We start from the raw sequence: 17,388 nt of genomic DNA, 5'->3' as shown, positions 1-17,388 counted from the left end.
CTACTTTTCCTTGTCGCCTTCGAGCTTCGATTCAATTACCGCAAAGTTACGACTGCCGAGCAGTTCTTCTTTCCACTTACGCACGGCATCCGACTGACTCCTGCCCTCAAGAGCCCTTTTGATTCTTTCCCGCACTTTCTGATAGGGCTCGACCACCTTCTCCCTCTTCCCGCCCCGGTCAACGACGCTGTAATAGCGCTCTCCCCTGTTCGCGTCATATTCCTCGCGCATTTCCCGCTCCGTGATCGAAACGGAGGCGGACCCTTTATGTTTAATGTATTCGCGCGCAAGAATGGAGTCCCTCCTCTGAGAGGCCTTTTTTATATATTCGGGATCTTTATCCAGACCCTTCTGCAGGGCGGTGCGCCGTAAAAGCTCCAGCTTAAAATAATTTTCCGCGACATTTTTTCTAAGGTCCGGGGTTACCGGGGCAGCCGCCCTGCCATGCGCATGCCTTCCGGTGTATAACGCAATTCTCCGGTCAAGATCTGCCACGGTAAACACCTTTTCTCCCACCTTGAAAAGCATGTCAGACGGCCTGCCCCCCACCGCTTTCTCGAGATGGCGCTCGACATCGCCGGCCGCCGAGAGCGCATCCAGGTATTCCCTGGATGCCTTCGCGAAAAACCTGTTCTTCAGGCGGGCCGCCTGCATCTTGTCCTTGACGATCTTGTCAATATTTTTCGCGCTCAGGTCCTCCCGGTCGACAACCTGCAGGATGTATACGCCTCCCCCCGTTACGACCGGCTCCCTGGTGTATTCATCTTCCCCGAGCGAAAAGGCGGCCTTTGAAAATTCCGGCGGCATCATGTCGGCGACGATGAATCCTATATCGCCTCCGCTTTTCTTTGAGAAGTCGTCGGAATACTGTTTGGCGAGGTCATCGAATTTTTCCTTTTTTCCAAGCCTTGCGATAATCTCGCCGGCGCGTGACACGGCGATATCCGACTCGCGCTTCAATTCCGCTTCGGTCAGCTTCTGCCGCTTCCCCCCCGCTATCTTGTAATCCTTTATCCGGATAAATATCTGCCTGACCCGGACCGCAGGCTCCTTGAAAACGGCCTTCTCCTTAATTTCCCTGTTGTAAAGTAACTCCATAAACTGCGATTCGGCCGCCATGTCGGCAAAGGCAATGAATTCTTTGTTTTTATCAAAGCCTTCCTTCAACGCCTCCTCCACGGCGAAGCGCTCAAGCGCCATCATCTCCAGCTTATTTTTCTGGTGTTTTGGAGACTTCAGAATCGTATCCCTTGAAAGGCGTTTCATGTCCATCCATTCATGAAATTCGCCGCGAGTGATCCGCCCCCCGTCATAGGTTGCAACGACGTCATTCTTGCTTTTACAGGCGGCAATGGCCAGCACCGGCACCAGCATGACCGCGATGATGGATCGATTCATTTCCTGCTCCTGTCGTGGGGGTTTTTTTCTTACCTTAATCCGTGTGATATATTTAGCTTCAGGGATTGTCAACAGGATTTTGAACCGGCGAATCGGGTGCGCGCCGGCGACAGAACCGCCCGGCGCCGCGACCGAAAGGCACAGATTCCACCCCACATTCCGTGCCGATAAATTGTATTGACAATTTTTCTCCACCGGAAGCATAGTTTTGCCGGATACCGTCGCGGCCGGCCGATTACGGAAAATTGATACCCGCAGACATGAAAGACATTAAAACATATAATGAAAGAATCCGTAAAATCCTTACTATCGAGGAATTGCGCGAATACGACCGTGACTCATACAGCCTCATCGACTTCGGATACGGGTACGTTGAGATGGGAGATTTTAAACGGGCGTTTCAGCTCTTCAGCCTGGGAGCCCGGATCAACGGCTCGGACCCCGATATATTAAACGGCCTCGGTATTTCTCTCTGCGAACTCGGGAGGTTAAAGGCGTCCCGGCTCGTCCTCGAGAAGGCGGCGGAATTATACCCCGATGACGCCGTTACACTGGCTAATCTCGCCGGCGTCTACTGGGAGGAAGGTGAATTCGATCTGGCCATCCACTTTTACTCACGCGCCATCGAGATCGACCCCGTGATATCCGAAACGCATTTCAACCTTGTCAATCTCTACTATGAATCGGGTGATCTGTTCATGGCGTATATCGCGTGCCTCAACCTTCTAAAAATCGAGCCGGAAAACCCGCAGGCGCTTGACCTCCGCGACGACATCATACTCAACCTCGGCCTCATGGTATGCTGATGTAAAGGCCGGGAGCACCGGCCCCCGCCTTCGTATCCCGCGGTCATCTTGCCGCTTTTTTCAGCCTCTCCGCGAATCCGGACAGGGCTCCCATGTTCTTCATCAATGAAAGAGCACCTTTCAGGTCGTCCTCCATGTCGATCTTCCAGACGCCGTCTTCCTTTTTCATTTTATAGGTATGCTCGTACCCCTTCATGTTCTCCACCGGGTGCTCGACGTAGCGCACCTTGACCCGGGCCGATTCACCGTCAGTCTTCTCCTCTATCACTTTCCACTTTGCACCCGACACGAATTTCTTATCGGCCAGCGATTCTTCTTTGGTCGACTTGGGATTGAGTTTGTTCAATTCGTTCAACAACTCGACGGTGCCCTTCGTGTAGTATTTATTCGCGTCATCGAATTTATCCGAAGAGTAGACCTTTTGCATGGCCTTGAGCACGTCGCTCGGCCTCCCGCCGCCGCACGCCAGCGCCACGCCCAGGGTCGCGATCGCTAAAAAAATGAAAGTCCTCCTCATGCCACTCCTCCTTGTTGCGAGATTCGGCCAAAACACTCCGACCGCCCCTACTCCCAGAACTTCCGGTATGACAGGGTTTCCTTCAGTGTATAGAAATCGCTGCCGCGCGGAACGTCGCGCAGACGCGTTTTAAGCGTCACGGGATCGATGAGTTCCCCGAAGGGTACCGCCTTTAGGTCAAAGTTGTCGGTCACCGAAACCATCACCCCGAACTCATCCTGGCGAAAGAATTTGAACGCCCCGTAACCGAGCATGCTCCCCAGCACAACATCGAAGCTTATCGGCGCCGCGGACCTCGTTTCATAGCCTATCTGTTTCGGGATGATCTTCACCTCGAGTCCGGTTTTTTCGCAGTAAATCCGTTTCGTCGCTTCCGAAAGGATTTTCCCTATCTGCGCCTCGCGATACAGGATATTGCCGTGCTTGTCGGTCTCGTGCGGGCGGAGATCCTCGGGGAGCTTGTCCGCAAGCCCCTCGGAAATGGCGATGATGCCGTACGGCCTGCGGTTGTTCTCGCGCGCAATGATGGTATCGGCTATCCGCTCGGCCAGCCCATCCACGTCGAGCACGGCGTCTTCTATGTCTTCGAGCGCAATCATCAGTATCGCCTCGGCGGCTATGCCCGCGGCGTAGGTGACCCAGCCGGCCTTGCGGCCCATCAGCTCCACCAGAAAAAAACTGTCGGTCGCCTGCGCGTCCGCTTTCAGATTGAGCATGGCGGTCTGCGCCGTGTTAACCGCCGTCCAGTAACCGAAGGTCCACGGAATGCCGTAATAATCGTTGTCTATCGTCTTCGGTATGTGGATCACCGGAAAACCCATGATCGATAGGTAGTTCGCCGTTTTAAGCGTATCATCGCCGCCAATAGAGATCAGGGCCCCCACATTGAGATACTCGAAGGCGTCGAGGATATTGCGCAACTGGGCGTTTTTTGCCGGATCATCGACGTCTTCGGTCGTCTTGATGTTTTTCCCCGGGTTGGCACGCGAGGTCCGGAGATAGATTCCGCGGTCGTTCCGCACCTGCGTGATATTGTAACCGAGCTCCTCGTAGTGGACCCCCTTTCGAAGCTTCGGATTGTGCAGGTTGAAATCCTGAAGGAACTCGTAACCCCGGAAGACGCCGATTACGGGAATATTGTTGTCGAGGAAATTGAGCGTCGTCGCCGATATCACCGTGTTCGCGCTGGGGGCCGGGCCGCCCGAAAAGAGTATCGCAACCTTCCTGTGTTTTGGCTTGAACTGCATGATTACTCCCTGTTTTACTTTTTTACCGCGCAAGGCGCCGCCCTATGGCGCCGCCGGAAGTATAACCGCGCGTGTTGTCGGATTGCAAGAAATAATCAGGCGGACTTTCCCCCGGCCTTCGCAGCCGAGAGTATAACCAGCGCGTCGACCGCGACCGGTTTGTCGCCGTCGATTATGAGCGGATTGACATCGATTTCGGCAATTTCATCATACTCAAGGCCCAGTCTGCCGATCCCGACAAGCGCCTTGACGAGCTCGGCCCTGTCGACGGCCGGACTTCCCCTGAACTCGCCGAGCAGCTTTTTTGTCTGGATTTCGTCGATCATCTCCTCTGCATCCATCTCGGAGAGCGGTGCGACCCTGAAACTCACATCGCGCAGCGCCTCCGTAAAGATCCCGCCCAGTCCGAACATCACGCAGGGGCCAAACTGCGGGTCCCGCGTCAGGCCGACAACAAACTCGCGCTTGTCGCCCTCTATCCACTCTTGAACAAGAACACCGTCGAGCACCACTCCCTTTCCGGCGATCTCATCGTACGCCTCGGCGACCTCGGTCTCGGTCTTCAGCTTGAGCTTTACCATGCCCATCTCTGTCTTGTGCGTCAGGATGTCCGAGCAGCCTTTAAGCACCACCGGAAACCCGAAACTCTTCGCTATAGCCACCGCCTCGTCGCGGGAACTGGCGAGGTCGTTACGCGACACCGGAAATCCCGCCATCGCCATGAGACGCTTCGAATCGAATTCCGAAAGGGCCTTCTGGCCCCGCTCCATCGCTTTCTTCAATATTTCTTTCATGGTTGTCCTGTCGCCCTCCTGCTGCGGTATCGGTAATATTCGAATTGCTTTTCCAAACAGAAGACCGCCTCCTCCGGCGTCTTGTATATTATGGCCTTGAACCTGCTTCCGTCCTTGTAATGGATCATCTCGTCTTCGGGAGCGGAGACGAGCGCCACGGGATAGATCGGCTTGTCGTATTTCTCCATCAGCTCGACTATGTTGTCAAGAAAGTTCGCCTGGCGCTCGGCAATTAATTTCGTCAGACCTTCAAGTTTGTCGTGGGGGTAATATCCCATGCTCGCCGCCGATGCGTGTATGCGCAGTGCGTATTTCCCCGCACCAACCATCCCGAGCAGTATTACCGCATCGTAAGCATCGCTCGCGACCATGCTGTTCATGGACTCCTTGAAAAGCTCTATGCTGGGCTGTCCGACCAGGTCGACCGGGTTGCCCTTGCTCCAGAACGGCGGAAGCATCCGGTCCAGCTTCTCGTACACATCTCCGGGAAGCGGCGGAAGAGTCAGCCCGCGCTCCTCGCATTCGTCCGCGGTTATAACGCCCCATCCCCCTCCAAGCGTAACGACGCCGACGCGGTTCCCCTTGGGCAGCGGCATGCTGTCGAACGCGGCCGAGATGGTAAGGAGCTCGGTCGGCGCCTTTACCAGCATGACTCCGCTCTGGCGCAGGGCGCTTTCGTATGTCTTGAACGAACCGGCCATTGCCCCGGTATGCGACGCCGCCGCCCTGCTTCCGGTCTCGGTCCGGCCGGCCTTGAGCGCGATCACCGGTTTTTTCATGCTGGTCCGGCGCGCGGTATCCATGAAGCGCCTGCCGTCGTCGACCCCCTCGATATACATTAAAATCACGGAGGTGTCCGGATCAGCGCCGAAGTACTCGATGTAGTCCTCACAGTCGAGCACCCCCTCGTTCCCCGAACCGACGAACTTCCCGAGACCGATATTCTGCTGTTCGGCCCATTCCATGATCTGATTGCCGACGTTGCCGCTCTGCGCGATGATCGAGATCCCGCCGCGCGGTGCACGAACCTGCGAGCCCGTAGCGTACAGGCTTACCGCCGTGTTCACGATGCCCATGGTGTTTGGACCCACGATGTTGATGCCGTTCTCGCGGGAATAAGCGATCACCTGCTCTTCCAACCGCTTTCCCTCTTCTCCGGTTTCGCTGAAACCCGATGTGATCATGACCACGTTTTTTACGCCCTTCTTCACGCAGTCGGCAAGCACTCCCATCACCGAGCTTGCGGGCGTGGTGATAAAGACCAGGTCGACGCTTTCAGCTATTTCCGCCACCGTATTATATGCCCGGTGGCCGTAAACCGTCTCTTTGTTCTTCGCCACAGGAAACACCCGCCCCCGAAACCCCCCCCCCAATATGTTTATAAAAATAAATGAACCCCATTTATAAAGATTCTCAGATACCCCGACGACCGCGATGGACTCGGGATAAAAAATCTTTCGAATATCAGCCATTCACTACACCCCCCGGGCAGAGATATACATTGTAATCCCATATCGCCATTACGACTTTATTTGTCAATATATTTAAGAATAGATGGGAATGCAGCATTACGAATAAAACTACAGGAACCTCTATTAATCTGTTTTTTGAAGTTCCCCTGTGGGTAAAAAATCCGGTGAAATCAGGAGTTGCGATTATTTGAACAATGAATTTCCTGATTTTTCGAGGTTCCCTTGCAACTATTTCCGGCTGATCGGCTCTTTCCCGGCCCTCGACCGGGAAAAACTCAACATTTTCAATTTGTGCAACGACACCAGCCCGAACGCATTTTCAATAGTCCTTCCTTTTACCCGATCGCTCCCATCTCCACGCCGTTTCGACGATGCCGTCCAGATCGGTGAACACGGGGACCCATCCGAGTTCGTCGCCGGCCCTCCTCGACGAAGCCACAAGGCGCGCCGGATCGCCGCTTCTACGGAATCCGTCAAGGGCGCGGATGACCTTCCCGGTTACCCGACGGGCCGACTCGATGACCTCGAGCACGGAGAATCCGCTGCCGTTTCCAAGGTTGTACACCGCAGAGCCCTTACCGTCGAGCAGGCGCCGGAGCGCGAGCACGTGCGCGTCGGCCAGGTCGTTTACATGCACATAGTCGCGAATGCAGGTTCCATCGGGCGTATCGTAGTCACGCCCAAAGACGGTGATTGAATACTCCGGATCGATCGCCGCGCGAAGCACCAGGGGCACGAGATGGGTTTCGGGCGCATGGCGCTCCCCGATGTCGCCCGAAGGGTCGGCCCCGGCCGCGTTGAAATAACGCAGACAGACCGAACGGAAGCCGTCGGACACCTCCAGGTCGCGCAGCATCTCTTCGATAAAATATTTAGTCCTCCCGTACGGGCTCGCCGGGCGAAGCGGGCTCTCCTCGCGAATGGGCGCTGCATCGGGGTCGCCATAAACGGCCGCGGAGGATGAAAAGATGAAATTGGGCACGCCGGCGTCCTTCATCGCGCGGAAAAGAGCGATGGTGCGACCGACATTGTTGTCGTAATATTTAAGCGGATCGGCAACCGACTCGCCTACCGCGATATATGACGCGAAGTTCATCACACAGCGAATATCTCGCTCCGTAAAAACGCGCGAGAGTTTATCGTAATCGCCGATGTCGCCCTGGATAAACTCGAAACCCGCCACCGCTTCGCGGAATCCCCCGTCGAGATTATCGTACACGACCGGTGTGAAGTTCATTCGTGCGAGCGCCCGGACCGCGTGGCTCCCGATGTATCCGGCGCCGCCGGTAACCAGTATTTCGGTCATATCACCATCCCCTCCCGTCATGAATCGGTTAAAATGCCTTCTGTTTCCCGGGCGCGTCCGCTCTCTCCGGAATACGGCACCGCTTAAAACCGCGAAAGCGCTTCGGCGATACCCGAGCGTTCGAAACCGTCGAGCGTTCTCCAGATGTCCTCCGCGGTATGCGGCTCGAGCGTGATCAGCGGCCGGACATCCAGCCCCCCGATAAAATCCGCGACAAGGTCGAACCGGACCGCACCGGTCCCGATCGGCCCGTGAGCGTCGCCCGAGCCATCATTATCGTGCAGATGGAACTGGCGGACAAACGGCCCCGTTGCGGCAAGCCAGTCCTCGAGCTTCGTTTCGGAGAACGCGTTAAGGTGCCCTACGTCAATGCAATGGAAAACACCCCTGTCGCCGAGCGCATCGAGAACGCGCACCATCGCCCGGGGGCTCTCCTCATAAACGTTCTCGAGCACGAGAATGGCGCCCATGTCGCGGGAAAGGCCGGCGTACCGTTCGATCGCGGGCACGATATGCGCAAACCAGTCGTCGGCGACGAAACCGAACCGCCGGTTTTCGTGATTGAGATGCATCACCACCGAACGCGGAGAAAAGTCCGCCATCAGGTCGAAGGCGGCGTCAAGCCGCATGATCGCCGCCTCGCGCACCAGGCGGTCGGGCGCGCCGGGAAAGAGCTCGTGAAAGGGCGCGTGCACCGTCATGTCGATGCCGGCGCGTTTGAGTCTGTAGGCGAGGTCTGCAAAATACGCCGACGGGAAGCGGTCGAGCGCATAGTGGTCTATGCCGATTTCGAGGTTGAAGCGGTATTGTTCGACAAGTTCGAGCATGCCCTCGTCCAGGCGCCGCACCGGCATGCAGATGAACACCATCGATGCCAGGGAGGCAAGCTCGGTCCTGCGCCGGTCGCTCATTTCATCCGTTTTCATCACCCGCGCCTTCCCGCAATCACGGCCTGTTTTCTTTATCCGGTTCGCTGAACTCGGCGTATATGAACGTATGATCGGAAGGGCGTTCGGCCAGCCGCGGCGCGACATCGATACCCGCGCCCACCGACCTGTTCGCGAGCGGAACGGTCGCCCAGATGTGGTCGACACGCCATCCGAGGCCTCGCGCAACGGCATCGCGCACGCGATAATCCCAGAACGTGTATTCGCCCGGGTCCTTTCGGTGCGCCCTGAATACATCAACGAATCCCCACTCCTTAACAAGCGCCAGCGCCCGATGCTCGTCGGGATGAAACCCCACCCGCCCGAGTAGCCGCTTAGGATCGTGCACGTCGATCGGCTCCGGGGCCACATTGAAATCGCCCGTCCAGATGAGTGGATCGTCCGCCGAAAAGCGGCTATCGAAAAATTCCCGGAGCCTCTCGAACCAGCGAAGCTTGCGCGCGAACTTCTCCGACGACGGGTCCGCGCCCTGGGGGATGTAGGTATTGACGACCGGCACACCCGCGAAGACGCCCGCGACGAGGCGCGAGCCCTCGTCCTCGCCAGCACCGTCGAAGCCGTACCAGACCGCATCCAATGGAAGCCGGCTTATAATTGCGACGCCGTTATATGATTTTTCGCCTTTATACTCGACATGGTATCCGGTCGACCGGATTTCCGCGGCGGGGAACTCTTCGTCGCGGATCTTGGTCTCCTGGAGGCACAACACATCGGGGGAATTATCGGCAAGCCATCGTATTACGATGGGGAGCCGCGCCCGAATCGAATTTGCATTAAAGCTCGCAATTTTCATCTCCGCACCTTTTTCAACAGAAATTTAGGCGAACGTGCGCAATGGTCAATCATTTATCGTCCTCAAAAACAACATCGTACTCGGCAAAGCGCGCGACACGGATGGTCGCCTTCGCGCCACGGTAGCAGGTATCGGGCAGGCGAAGGCGTGTCGCCATGAGCTCCTTCCTGAAGGTTCGCGGCAGGAGGTGCCCCCTGTAAGAAATCGTCACAATCCGTTCATTATGCATGTCGGGCGAAACGGAAAAATGACGAACTCCCCTCGAAACGATTTCCGCGTACGCCATTGAATTCACCGCGTACAGGAAGGGACCGCCGAAAAGCTCCAACTCGTCGTAGCGACTGAAAAATTCAATCCAGCCGTAGGTCGGGATCATGAACCGGCGGTGACCGGCCGCGACGAGCCCGGCGATCTCACCGTGCATGCCGGCCAGCCGCTCCCCGGAGACGAAGAGCGGGAGCAGTATGACCTCTTCCGGACAGGGTCGCATGGCCGCACCAATGGATTCAAATTCGATGATCCTGAAATCGGCCGGCTCGCCGCTTTCCAGATCGGCGTATTCGAGATACAGGCGTTCATCGGCAGTTGATGAATCGCGAATGGAGGCCATTTCGGCAAGGATCGCCGTCTTTCGTTCGGCGTCCCGGCGGTCGCGCCCGGCCTCGTAATGAGCGTACAGCAATTCATACAATTCCCGCCGGAGCGCCTTCAGCGCACCGAGCCGAACGAAGATATCCGGTTCGATGTCGACATGGCGCTTTTCAACAAGAAAGGGATAGCGGTCGGTCCGCGCAAAGATATCTTCGATATCGGCTGTCGTTACCGCCCGCGTCCGCGCGGTGTTCGTTTCGACGGCGCGAGCGAACTCGAACGGAGCGAGATCGTCCGCTACGGCGCGCGCCTCGATCGCCGTGCGCGAGAGTCGTATCTCAAGACGCACCGGAATGAATTTATGCAGCGCGGCCTCGCGCCGTATGGCCGGCCATTCGCCGAAGGTCCTGCTCTCCCCCGTAAGATACACGCGCATGCCTTTCGCTCGGGGTGCCTTTACGGGAAGCCTCCACTCGTAGGTTCCCTCCCGGGGGCGCGAGTACTCGAGAAGCGTCCCCTCGTGGAGCATCCGCCCCTCCGCGTCGACCACCCTGAGCCGGGAACCCTTTCCGATCTCGACGCCGGAGGTGAACACCAATAGCGATCCCGCGGCCGAAATCACCCCGCCGAGCTCCTCGCCGGAGCCTCCGGGGCGGTCGGCCGCCACGAGACGCCGGTACTCGCGCCCATGGAAATATCCGCCTTCCGATTCCCTCGTGCTGCCTGGTGCGGCCTTACCTTCCTTCCGGCGCGCGGTACGGTCGACAGGCGAGGCGTCGATGAGAGAGCGGTACATCCGGACCGCGCGCGAAACATAAGCGGCGTTACGAAGCCTCCCCTCGATTTTAAATGCCGACGCGCCCGATGCGACAAGCTCGCCGACGAGCGAGGCGGCCGAAAGGTCCTTCATGGAGAACGGATAGGACTTCCCGCGCGCCCCTTCGAAGGGCAGCCTGCAGGGCTGGCGGCATCGTCCGCGGTTCCCCGAATCGCCGTACAGGTGGGAAGAGAAGAGGCAGCAGCCTGAAAAGGAAAAACACATGGCCCCGTGTACGAAGACCTCGTATTCCAGCGGCACCATGGCGATGATGGAGCGGATCTCTTCGAGGGAGAGCTCGCGTGCGAGGATGACGCGTCTCGCCCCGGCGTTTTTCAGATACAGGGCCTGTTGCGAGTTATGGCAGAACATCTGCGTGGAGGCGTGGATGGGGATGGATGGAAAATGGTTCCTCAGCAGTGACATAAGCCCGAGGTCCTGCACGATGATACCATCAACGCGAATATCCTCGAGGAAGGAGAGAAGATCGATGACGCCCGGAAACTCGTCGTCGAAAAGGAGGGTGTTGAGCGTGATGTAGACGCGCCTGCCGTTCCGGTGGGCGAAGAGCGTCGCTTCTTTTATCTCCTCGCGCGAGAAGTTGCGGGCTCGCTTTCGGGCGTTGAAATCGCCGACTCCGAGATAGAAGGCGTCGGCCCCGGCCCGAAAGGCCGCGGCGAAGGTTTCGGGGGAGCCCGCGGGGGCGAGGAGTTCGGGTTTGTCGTTCATATACCGTACCGTCTTCGGTAATTTAGTTGACAGGTCCGTCCAAACGCCATTACTTTTTCGGTTATCGGGCGATGGAATGACAATTCCGGCGAAGCCCGCATACTAAAGAATAACGGGGCGTTTCGCTAATCACGTATCTGCATCGACCATGAAAAATCCGGCATTCTATATATTTTTCGTCCTGTTCGCGGCAATTCTCTTTGCCCTACGGTGCAGCGACCTCCCAAAAGATCCGGTCACGCTGAGCGTTCTTCTTACCGACAACGGAACCACCCCCGATTCTTTTTCCGGCTGGTACCGGATCGACGGCGGTTCAACCCGCATCATCGACGCGGCGCAGATCATCTATCTTGGAAGCAATATATATGAATTTACCGTCGAGGCCGACGAGCTCGATACGCTCGACGTAAGCGTAACCAGGCAGGACGCCAACGACACGCTGGAGATAATGATTTACCGGGACTCCGCCAAGGTCAAGGAAGACCGTTTGAGTTCCGGGGCTGCCGGGAATGATCTCCAACTGACCTACACATATGGTGAAGAATCAACGGGCGATGATGAATAAGGCCGTTCAGGGGTGTGCGCCAATGCTCAATTACGAAATACACGACGCCACGCGCGAGCTTACGATAACCCGCTCGCTCGACCGGTACGAGCCGCCGTTCAAGGTGGTCGGCGGCTACAAGCTCATCGACAACGGGATCGACCCCGAGGCGACGGTGCAGATAGAGGCCAACGGCCGGCATATCCACGAGGCCTCGACCGGCAACGGGCCCGTCGACGCGCTCGCGCGCGTTCTAAAGAAAGCGCTCATGCCGCTTTTCCCGGAGATCGATAAAATCAAGCTCGTCGATTACCGCGCCAACATCCTCGAGGCCAAGCGCGGCACGGCCACCGAGGTGGAGGTCACCATCATCTTCACCGATGGGACAACAGTCTGGAAGGTGAACGCGCTCTCGGAAAACATCAACGCCGCGTCGTTCTACGTGCTGATAGACGGCTTCGAGTACGCGATACTGCGCAACCGGGGCACGATGGCAAAGGGATAGCCGGACCCTTCCCGGCGTGCATTCTCATCACGTCATCCCCCGAAAATTTCCTCAAGCGCCTGTTCGAGATCAGGAAACTGAAATTCGAATCCCGCTTCCAGCAACCGCTCCGGCAGCACCCGTTGTCCCGAAAGCACGAGCTCGCGCGCCATCTCCCCGAAAGCGATCCGCAGCGCCAGGGCCGGGAGCGGCATCCAGACGGGACGGTGGAGCGTTCTGCCAAGCTGACGGTAAAACTCAGCGGCCCGCACCGGCACGGGCGAGGTGAGGTTGTACGCTCCCCGCGCGTCCTTTCGCTCCATGAGAAACCGGATGGCCCTTGCGGCGTCGCGCAGATGTATCCACGAAAACCACGGCCTGCCGCCGCCGGGAATTCCACCCGCGAAGAGCCTGAACGGAAGCGCCGCGCGCCCGAGCATCCCGCCGCGCCCGAGCACCACGCCCGTCCGCACGACCACGCGCCGCACGCCGTAGTCCTCGACCTCCGCGGTGGAATCCTCCCACTCGCGAGCGATCGATGGCAGAAATCCATCGCCCCGCGCCGAATACTCGGCAAGCCGCTCGTCCCCCCGGTCTCCGTACCATCCGATCGCCGAGGCCTGCAACACGACTTTCGGCTTTGCCTTCGCTGCTGAAACGGCCGCGGCGACGGCCATCCCCGCTTCCATACGGCTTTCGCGAATCGCCCGCTTCTTGCCCGCCGTCCATCTTCCCGAGCCGATGTTGTCGCCGGCGAGATTCACGACCGCGAAGGCTCCGTCGACCTCGTGCGTCCAGCCCCGCGGACTGCGAGCGTCCCAGCGGACTCTGCGTATTCCGCCGCCATCCGTCCCCTCTCCCCGCGAAAGCACTACAAGCTCATACCCGGCTGCGTTAAGCTCTGTGCTCAGGGCGGTACCGATAAAGCCCGTGCCGCCGGTAATGACAACGCGTTTTTTCACGGTGACCTCCCGTCAAATTATGGGGCGACTCCCGTTTGTCAGGGTCGCGCATTATATTCAGAATGCCGGGCCTCGGCGACCCCAGCTTGAAGCCGGCCATTATATTCACTTGACACGGCAGCATAACAGTGTTACGCATCCACCCGCGTGCCGGCGCTCGCAGATCACCACACGAGCTTACACCAATGAAAAACAACAATAAAGAAAAAATACTCCAAGTGTCGCGGCAGCTTTTCTTGAAGTTCGGCTACAGCGGCATCTCGATACGCACCATCGCCTCGAAAGCCAGGCTGACCACCGGGGCGATCTATTTTCATTTCAAGAACAAGCGCGACATCTATACGACCATCTGCATCGAGGCGATCGAAATGCTTTTTGCGAAATTCTCGGGGAGCATGGCGCGTCGTAAAAGCAATCCGCAGAAGCTCATCTCGACCTTCGATTCGTACATGGAGTTCTTTTACCGGCACCGGGACTACTACAACATCCTCATGGAATACAAAGCCGAGTTCGACGCCGAGGGGGCGAGCGGCCGCGAAACCGTCGCCGAAAAGATGGCCGAGCTGCTGAGGCTCACGTCCGAAACGGTACGCGCGGGGATCGCGGCGGGGGAATTCAGGAAGGTCGACCCGATGATGCTCTCGCTCTTCCTGGCGTCTGTGGCCGAGGGCATGCTTCAGTACAAGAAACTCGGCCTCATGGCGGCGATAAAGATCGAGGACGGGGATTTTCGCAATTTTATGGCCGATGTAATCGGCGGCGGGATAGCGGCGTCATCTCAGCCCAGGGCGAAGCGGAAACCGTAGAAGGGACTTCGGGCCGTGGGACAGCGGCGGAAGCGGTATTCGCGGCAGCGCTGAAGAGGGTGGCTCGCGAGCGAACCGCCGCGGAGCATCCGGTACACCTCTCCGTAATCGGCATCGGGGCCGCCGCCGGGATAAGCCCTGAACCAGTCCGCCGTCCACTCCCACAATACCCCGGCCGGATGCAGGTCCGCGTTCGCGGAGAATATCCCGGAAAGCATTTTAAAAAAGTCCCCGGCCGTATCCACGGCGATCCGTGATTCGTCATCGGGTATTTCGCGTATTGACCGAACTCCGGCGAGAAGGCCGAAGGCCTCCCATTCGGTTTCCAGCGGAAGGCGGATGCTTTCACCGGTTTCACCCGACAGCCACCGGCACCAGTTGTCCGCGTCATTCCAGCTCACCTGGAGCACAGGCATAAAGGCGCGCCCGCTCCAGTAATCCTTATCGATTTCACCGCCGAAGGGACGCCGCCACGACAGGTCTTCTCTTTTCGTCCAGCCGCCTTCCCAGGTCCAGCCCCATCCCTCGCGCTCGGCCTCGGTGACGAATGCCGTGGAATCTGCGAATTCCTCGAATTCGGCGGCCGTTACGAGAAAGCGCGAAACGCGCACCCTCTTTAAATGTACCGACCGGCGCGGCACGGCCGTGGCCATATACGCGGCCGGGAGATCCTCGCCGAAAACACGGCGCTCAATATCCGGAATAAAGGCCGCGTCGATACCGATATCGTACATCCCTTCGGGAATATCGACGAAGCGCGCCGGCTCCATAAGCGCGTGGCTACGGCCGCCAGTCGGGCGCATGCTTCCGTACGATGTTCTCGGTGATGCCGCCCGAGCGCGCGATCTCGCCGTAGAGGCGGCCGCTTCGCTTGATCGTGCGCTTGCGCTTCGGGTGTTCGTGGTCCACGTGCACCAGTCCGAAGCGCGACATAAGCCCGTCGACCAGTTCGAAGTTGTCCAGGGTCGACCAGTGATAGTAGCCGGCGACGTCCACGCCCTCGTCGATGGCCCTGTGGAGTTGATACAGGTGTTCGAGAATGTATCGGGGGCGAATTTCATCGCCATCCTCGCAGGTACCGTTTTCGGTGATGTAGATCGGCAGGCGGTATAACTCCCAGTACCGTTTTACTATACGGTACAATCCCTCGGGATAGATGTCCCACCCCAGCTTGTTTTTCGGAAGCTCCGGACGGGTCAGCATCTTCATGGGGAATTTTACAAGGTCACCGGAATAATAGTTCAGCCCGAAAATGTCGAGGGTGCGCCCCTTCGCGCTGATCTTTTCGAGGTATCGGTTGTTGAAGTACTTGTCCATCAGGCGCGCCGAGACGCGGTCGAGCGGGCTTTTTTCGTTAAGCGGGTCGAAGGGGCGCAGGTGCTTGGCGATTCCGACCCGTGCCTTTCTCCAGTTCTTCTCATCATGAATTTCGTGGATCGCCGCGTAAGCCCGCACATGCGCCTCGATCATCACGTCCATCACACGCAGGCACAGCCGGAAGCTTTTCTTCCCCGGGGGGAACTCTCCGAAGAGGTAGGCCGCCACGGCGTAGACCGACGGCTCGTTGATTGTGTTCCAGATGTCGACAAGATCCCCGAGCGAGTCGACCGCCTTTTTAACGAAGCGAAGGTAATAATCGACGGTGCGGGGGTTCTCCCATCCCCCCATGCGCACCAGCCACATTGGGTTGGCGAAATGGTGGAGGGTGACCATAGGACTTATTTTCGCCTTTCGCATTTCTTTTAAGATCGCCCTGTAGTGCGCCAGCGCCTTCTCGTCGAACGCTCCCTCGGACGGTTCGATCCGCGCCCACTCGATGCCGATGCGCGCCGCGTTGTGGTTCATTTTTTTCATGAGCGCGATGTCGCCTTTATAATACTCCCAGAAACGCACCGCGTCGATCGGGCTGGTGCCGTCTTTTATTTTCCCCCGAAGCGCCCAGTCGTAAAAATCGTGGTGCGCACACCCGCCCTCAACCTGGAAGGCCGCGGACGCGCTGCCCCAGAGGAAACCCTTCGGAAAAATATAATTCCTATCCTCGGCTTTCACTTTTTTCATTCCGAATCCTCCCGTAGTTTTCGTTCTATCTCGTCGGCGAGCGATCGCACCGCCTCGTCCGGCCTTATCCTGCGCAGTTTTTTCCCCCTTGAGAAAAGGAGCATGGTCCCGCCGCGCCCACCGGCGATTCCGGCGTCGGCGTGGGCCGCCTCTCCCGGACCGTTCACCTCGCACCCCATCACCGCAACGACGACGCCGCGCCCGGAGCGCTCGAGCCCTTCGCCGAATCGCGCTGCGATTTCCCGCTCCACTTCCTGCGCTAGCGCGAGCAGATCCAGCGACGGGTCCGTACGGCCGCAGGTCGGGCAGGCGATGATGCGTACCGGCGCCGTCCGCAGTCCCACGGCCTCCAGTATTTTTTTCGCAACGGCCACCTCCCCCACCGGATCGCCGGTCATGGAGACGCGGATGGTGTCGCCGATTCCGTCGAGGAGGAGGGCCCCTGTCGCGATCGAGCTGTGTACGATGCACGAAAGCCCGTACCCCGCCTCGGTGAGCCCCACGTGGAGCGGATACGGCGCGGTCGCGGCAAAGAGCCGGTTTGCCTCCACGGTGAGACGGACGTCGGAGGCCTTGATTGAGACGACAATATCGAAAAAATCATTGTTCTCGAGGATATGCACGTGGTCCATCGCCGAGGCGACCAGGCTTTCGGCGTCAATGAGAGGATACTTTGTCCTGTCGATCGAACCGCCGTTTACGCCAATCCTGATCGGCACCCCTCGTTCCTTCGCGGCCCGCACCACCTCGAGCACCTTCGCGTCGTCTCCGATGTTGCCGGGGTTGATGCGCACCTTGTCGATGCCGGCCTCGATCGCGCCGATCGCGATGCGGTGATTGAAATGCACATCGGCGGAAAGCGGCATATCAACGGCACTTCGCACGATTTTAAGGTGCTCGAGTGATGATTCGTTTCGGAGCGCAACGCGGACAAGCGCTGCGCCCGCCGCGCGGAGCCGTTCGATCTGCGCGATGGTTCCCGCCGTGTCTTCGATCGGGACGTTCGTCATGGACTGGATCGACACCGGAGTGCCGCCGCCGATCGGAAGACCGCGGACCGTGACCCTTCGCGTTGAATTTCTGGAATCGCTCACCGGTGGCACCGACAGGCAACAGT

Annotated in this window: 17 protein-coding genes; 4 read left to right on the top strand and 13 right to left on the bottom strand. The window is 58.3% G+C overall.

Features of this window, described 5'->3' with window-relative positions:
* On the bottom strand, positions 1-1,398 hold the full coding sequence (locus VLM75_05185; protein ID HSV96314.1) for a peptidylprolyl isomerase: 1,398 nt from the start codon (positions 1,396-1,398) through the stop codon (positions 1-3).
* Between the two features lie 260 nt (positions 1,399-1,658).
* On the opposite strand from VLM75_05185, the gene VLM75_05180 reads away from it, so the two are divergent.
* On the top strand, positions 1,659-2,204 hold the full coding sequence (locus VLM75_05180) for a tetratricopeptide repeat protein (GenBank protein HSV96313.1): 546 nt from the start codon (positions 1,659-1,661) through the stop codon (positions 2,202-2,204).
* Positions 2,205-2,247: 43 nt separating this feature from the next.
* On the opposite strand, the gene VLM75_05175 is transcribed toward VLM75_05180, so the two are convergent.
* The 8 genes from VLM75_05175 to VLM75_05140 all read right to left on the bottom strand — a co-directional run bounded on the left by VLM75_05175 (position 2,248) and on the right by VLM75_05140 (position 11,417).
* Positions 2,248-2,721, bottom strand: a complete 474-nt coding sequence (locus tag VLM75_05175; GenBank protein HSV96312.1) for a DUF4878 domain-containing protein — start codon at positions 2,719-2,721, stop codon at positions 2,248-2,250.
* 47 nt (positions 2,722-2,768) lie between these two features.
* The gene (locus tag VLM75_05170; GenBank protein HSV96311.1) at positions 2,769-3,968 is read right to left on the bottom strand and encodes a 6-phosphofructokinase; all 1,200 of its coding nucleotides are present in this window, start codon (positions 3,966-3,968) and stop codon (positions 2,769-2,771) included.
* Positions 3,969-4,063: 95 nt separating this feature from the next.
* Positions 4,064-4,762 (bottom strand): acetate--CoA ligase family protein, encoded by a 699-nt coding sequence (locus tag VLM75_05165; GenBank protein ID HSV96310.1) that lies wholly within the window; start codon positions 4,760-4,762, stop codon positions 4,064-4,066.
* A complete protein-coding gene (locus tag VLM75_05160; protein ID HSV96309.1) occupies positions 4,759-6,234 on the bottom strand; it encodes a CoA-binding protein in 1,476 nt (491 codons plus the stop codon). The genes VLM75_05165 and VLM75_05160 overlap by 4 nt, the downstream gene beginning before the upstream one ends.
* 319 nt (positions 6,235-6,553) lie before the next feature.
* Positions 6,554-7,540: a UDP-glucose 4-epimerase GalE gene (gene galE / locus VLM75_05155; protein ID HSV96308.1), complete on the bottom strand. Its 987-nt coding sequence runs from the start codon at positions 7,538-7,540 to the stop codon at positions 6,554-6,556.
* 83 nt (positions 7,541-7,623) lie between these two features.
* On the bottom strand, positions 7,624-8,466 hold the full coding sequence (locus VLM75_05150; GenBank protein HSV96307.1) for a TIM barrel protein: 843 nt from the start codon (positions 8,464-8,466) through the stop codon (positions 7,624-7,626).
* 19 nt (positions 8,467-8,485) lie between these two features.
* Entirely contained in the window at positions 8,486-9,280 is a 795-nt protein-coding gene (xth, locus tag VLM75_05145; protein HSV96306.1) for an exodeoxyribonuclease III, read from the bottom strand.
* 49 nt (positions 9,281-9,329) lie between these two features.
* Positions 9,330-11,417 (bottom strand): U32 family peptidase, encoded by a 2,088-nt coding sequence (locus VLM75_05140; protein ID HSV96305.1) that lies wholly within the window; start codon positions 11,415-11,417, stop codon positions 9,330-9,332.
* A gap of 148 nt (positions 11,418-11,565) precedes the next feature.
* Here VLM75_05140 and VLM75_05135 point away from each other — a divergent pair, with 148 nt between their 5' ends.
* Together VLM75_05135 and VLM75_05130 are read left to right on the top strand one after the other, a co-directional pair.
* Positions 11,566-11,982, top strand: coding sequence for a hypothetical protein (locus VLM75_05135; GenBank protein HSV96304.1), 417 nt, complete (start codon positions 11,566-11,568; stop codon positions 11,980-11,982).
* A 22-nt stretch (positions 11,983-12,004) separates the two neighbouring features.
* Positions 12,005-12,466 carry an alpha-isopropylmalate synthase regulatory domain-containing protein gene (locus tag VLM75_05130; protein HSV96303.1) on the top strand — a complete coding sequence of 154 codons (462 nt, stop codon included), beginning with the start codon at positions 12,005-12,007 and terminating at the stop codon, positions 12,464-12,466.
* A gap of 32 nt (positions 12,467-12,498) precedes the next feature.
* On the opposite strand, the gene VLM75_05125 is transcribed toward VLM75_05130, so the two are convergent.
* The gene (locus VLM75_05125) at positions 12,499-13,407 is read right to left on the bottom strand and encodes a TIGR01777 family oxidoreductase (GenBank protein HSV96302.1); all 909 of its coding nucleotides are present in this window, start codon (positions 13,405-13,407) and stop codon (positions 12,499-12,501) included.
* A 185-nt stretch (positions 13,408-13,592) separates the two neighbouring features.
* Here VLM75_05125 and VLM75_05120 point away from each other — a divergent pair, with 185 nt between their 5' ends.
* A complete protein-coding gene (locus VLM75_05120) occupies positions 13,593-14,213 on the top strand; it encodes a TetR/AcrR family transcriptional regulator (GenBank protein ID HSV96301.1) in 621 nt (206 codons plus the stop codon).
* On the opposite strand, the gene VLM75_05115 is transcribed toward VLM75_05120, so the two are convergent.
* Genes VLM75_05115 through ispG form a run of 3 tightly spaced genes read right to left on the bottom strand, consistent with a single transcriptional unit; the run spans position 14,186 to position 17,365 of the window.
* Positions 14,186-15,016, bottom strand: a complete 831-nt coding sequence (locus VLM75_05115) for an SUMF1/EgtB/PvdO family nonheme iron enzyme (protein ID HSV96300.1) — start codon at positions 15,014-15,016, stop codon at positions 14,186-14,188. The genes VLM75_05120 and VLM75_05115 overlap by 28 nt on opposite strands.
* The gene (locus tag VLM75_05110; GenBank protein HSV96299.1) at positions 14,994-16,271 is read right to left on the bottom strand and encodes a glycoside hydrolase family 1 protein; all 1,278 of its coding nucleotides are present in this window, start codon (positions 16,269-16,271) and stop codon (positions 14,994-14,996) included. Before VLM75_05110 ends, VLM75_05115 begins: the two co-directional genes overlap by 23 nt.
* Entirely contained in the window at positions 16,268-17,365 is a 1,098-nt protein-coding gene (ispG, locus tag VLM75_05105) for a flavodoxin-dependent (E)-4-hydroxy-3-methylbut-2-enyl-diphosphate synthase (GenBank protein HSV96298.1), read from the bottom strand. The genes VLM75_05110 and ispG overlap by 4 nt, the downstream gene beginning before the upstream one ends.
* Between the last annotated feature and the right edge of the window lie 23 nt (positions 17,366-17,388).

This window comes from Spirochaetota bacterium (assembly GCA_035477215.1).
Lineage (GTDB): Bacteria > Spirochaetota > UBA4802 > UBA4802 > UBA5368 > MVZN01.
This window is presented reverse-complemented; position numbering and strand designations above follow the sequence as displayed.

Coding starts and splice junctions, on each gene's coding strand:
- VLM75_05170 (HSV96311.1), bottom strand. CDS start 3,968: ATGCAGTTCAAGCCAAAACACAGGAAGGTTGCGATACTCTTTTCGGGC.
- VLM75_05160 (HSV96309.1), bottom strand. CDS start 6,234: ATGGCTGATATTCGAAAGATTTTTTATCCCGAGTCCATCGCGGTCGTC.
- VLM75_05165 (HSV96310.1), bottom strand. CDS start 4,762: ATGAAAGAAATATTGAAGAAAGCGATGGAGCGGGGCCAGAAGGCCCTT.
- galE (HSV96308.1), bottom strand. CDS start 7,540: ATGACCGAAATACTGGTTACCGGCGGCGCCGGATACATCGGGAGCCAC.
- VLM75_05135 (HSV96304.1), top strand. CDS start 11,566: ATGAAAAATCCGGCATTCTATATATTTTTCGTCCTGTTCGCGGCAATT.
- VLM75_05130 (HSV96303.1), top strand. CDS start 12,005: ATGCTCAATTACGAAATACACGACGCCACGCGCGAGCTTACGATAACC.
- VLM75_05150 (HSV96307.1), bottom strand. CDS start 8,466: ATGAAAACGGATGAAATGAGCGACCGGCGCAGGACCGAGCTTGCCTCC.
- xth (HSV96306.1), bottom strand. CDS start 9,280: ATGAAAATTGCGAGCTTTAATGCAAATTCGATTCGGGCGCGGCTCCCC.
- VLM75_05110 (HSV96299.1), bottom strand. CDS start 16,271: ATGAAAAAAGTGAAAGCCGAGGATAGGAATTATATTTTTCCGAAGGGT.
- VLM75_05140 (HSV96305.1), bottom strand. CDS start 11,417: ATGAACGACAAACCCGAACTCCTCGCCCCCGCGGGCTCCCCCGAAACC.
- VLM75_05175 (HSV96312.1), bottom strand. CDS start 2,721: ATGAGGAGGACTTTCATTTTTTTAGCGATCGCGACCCTGGGCGTGGCG.
- VLM75_05115 (HSV96300.1), bottom strand. CDS start 15,016: ATGCGCCCGACTGGCGGCCGTAGCCACGCGCTTATGGAGCCGGCGCGC.
- VLM75_05180 (HSV96313.1), top strand. CDS start 1,659: ATGAAAGACATTAAAACATATAATGAAAGAATCCGTAAAATCCTTACT.
- VLM75_05120 (HSV96301.1), top strand. CDS start 13,593: ATGAAAAACAACAATAAAGAAAAAATACTCCAAGTGTCGCGGCAGCTT.
- VLM75_05185 (HSV96314.1), bottom strand. CDS start 1,398: ATGAATCGATCCATCATCGCGGTCATGCTGGTGCCGGTGCTGGCCATT.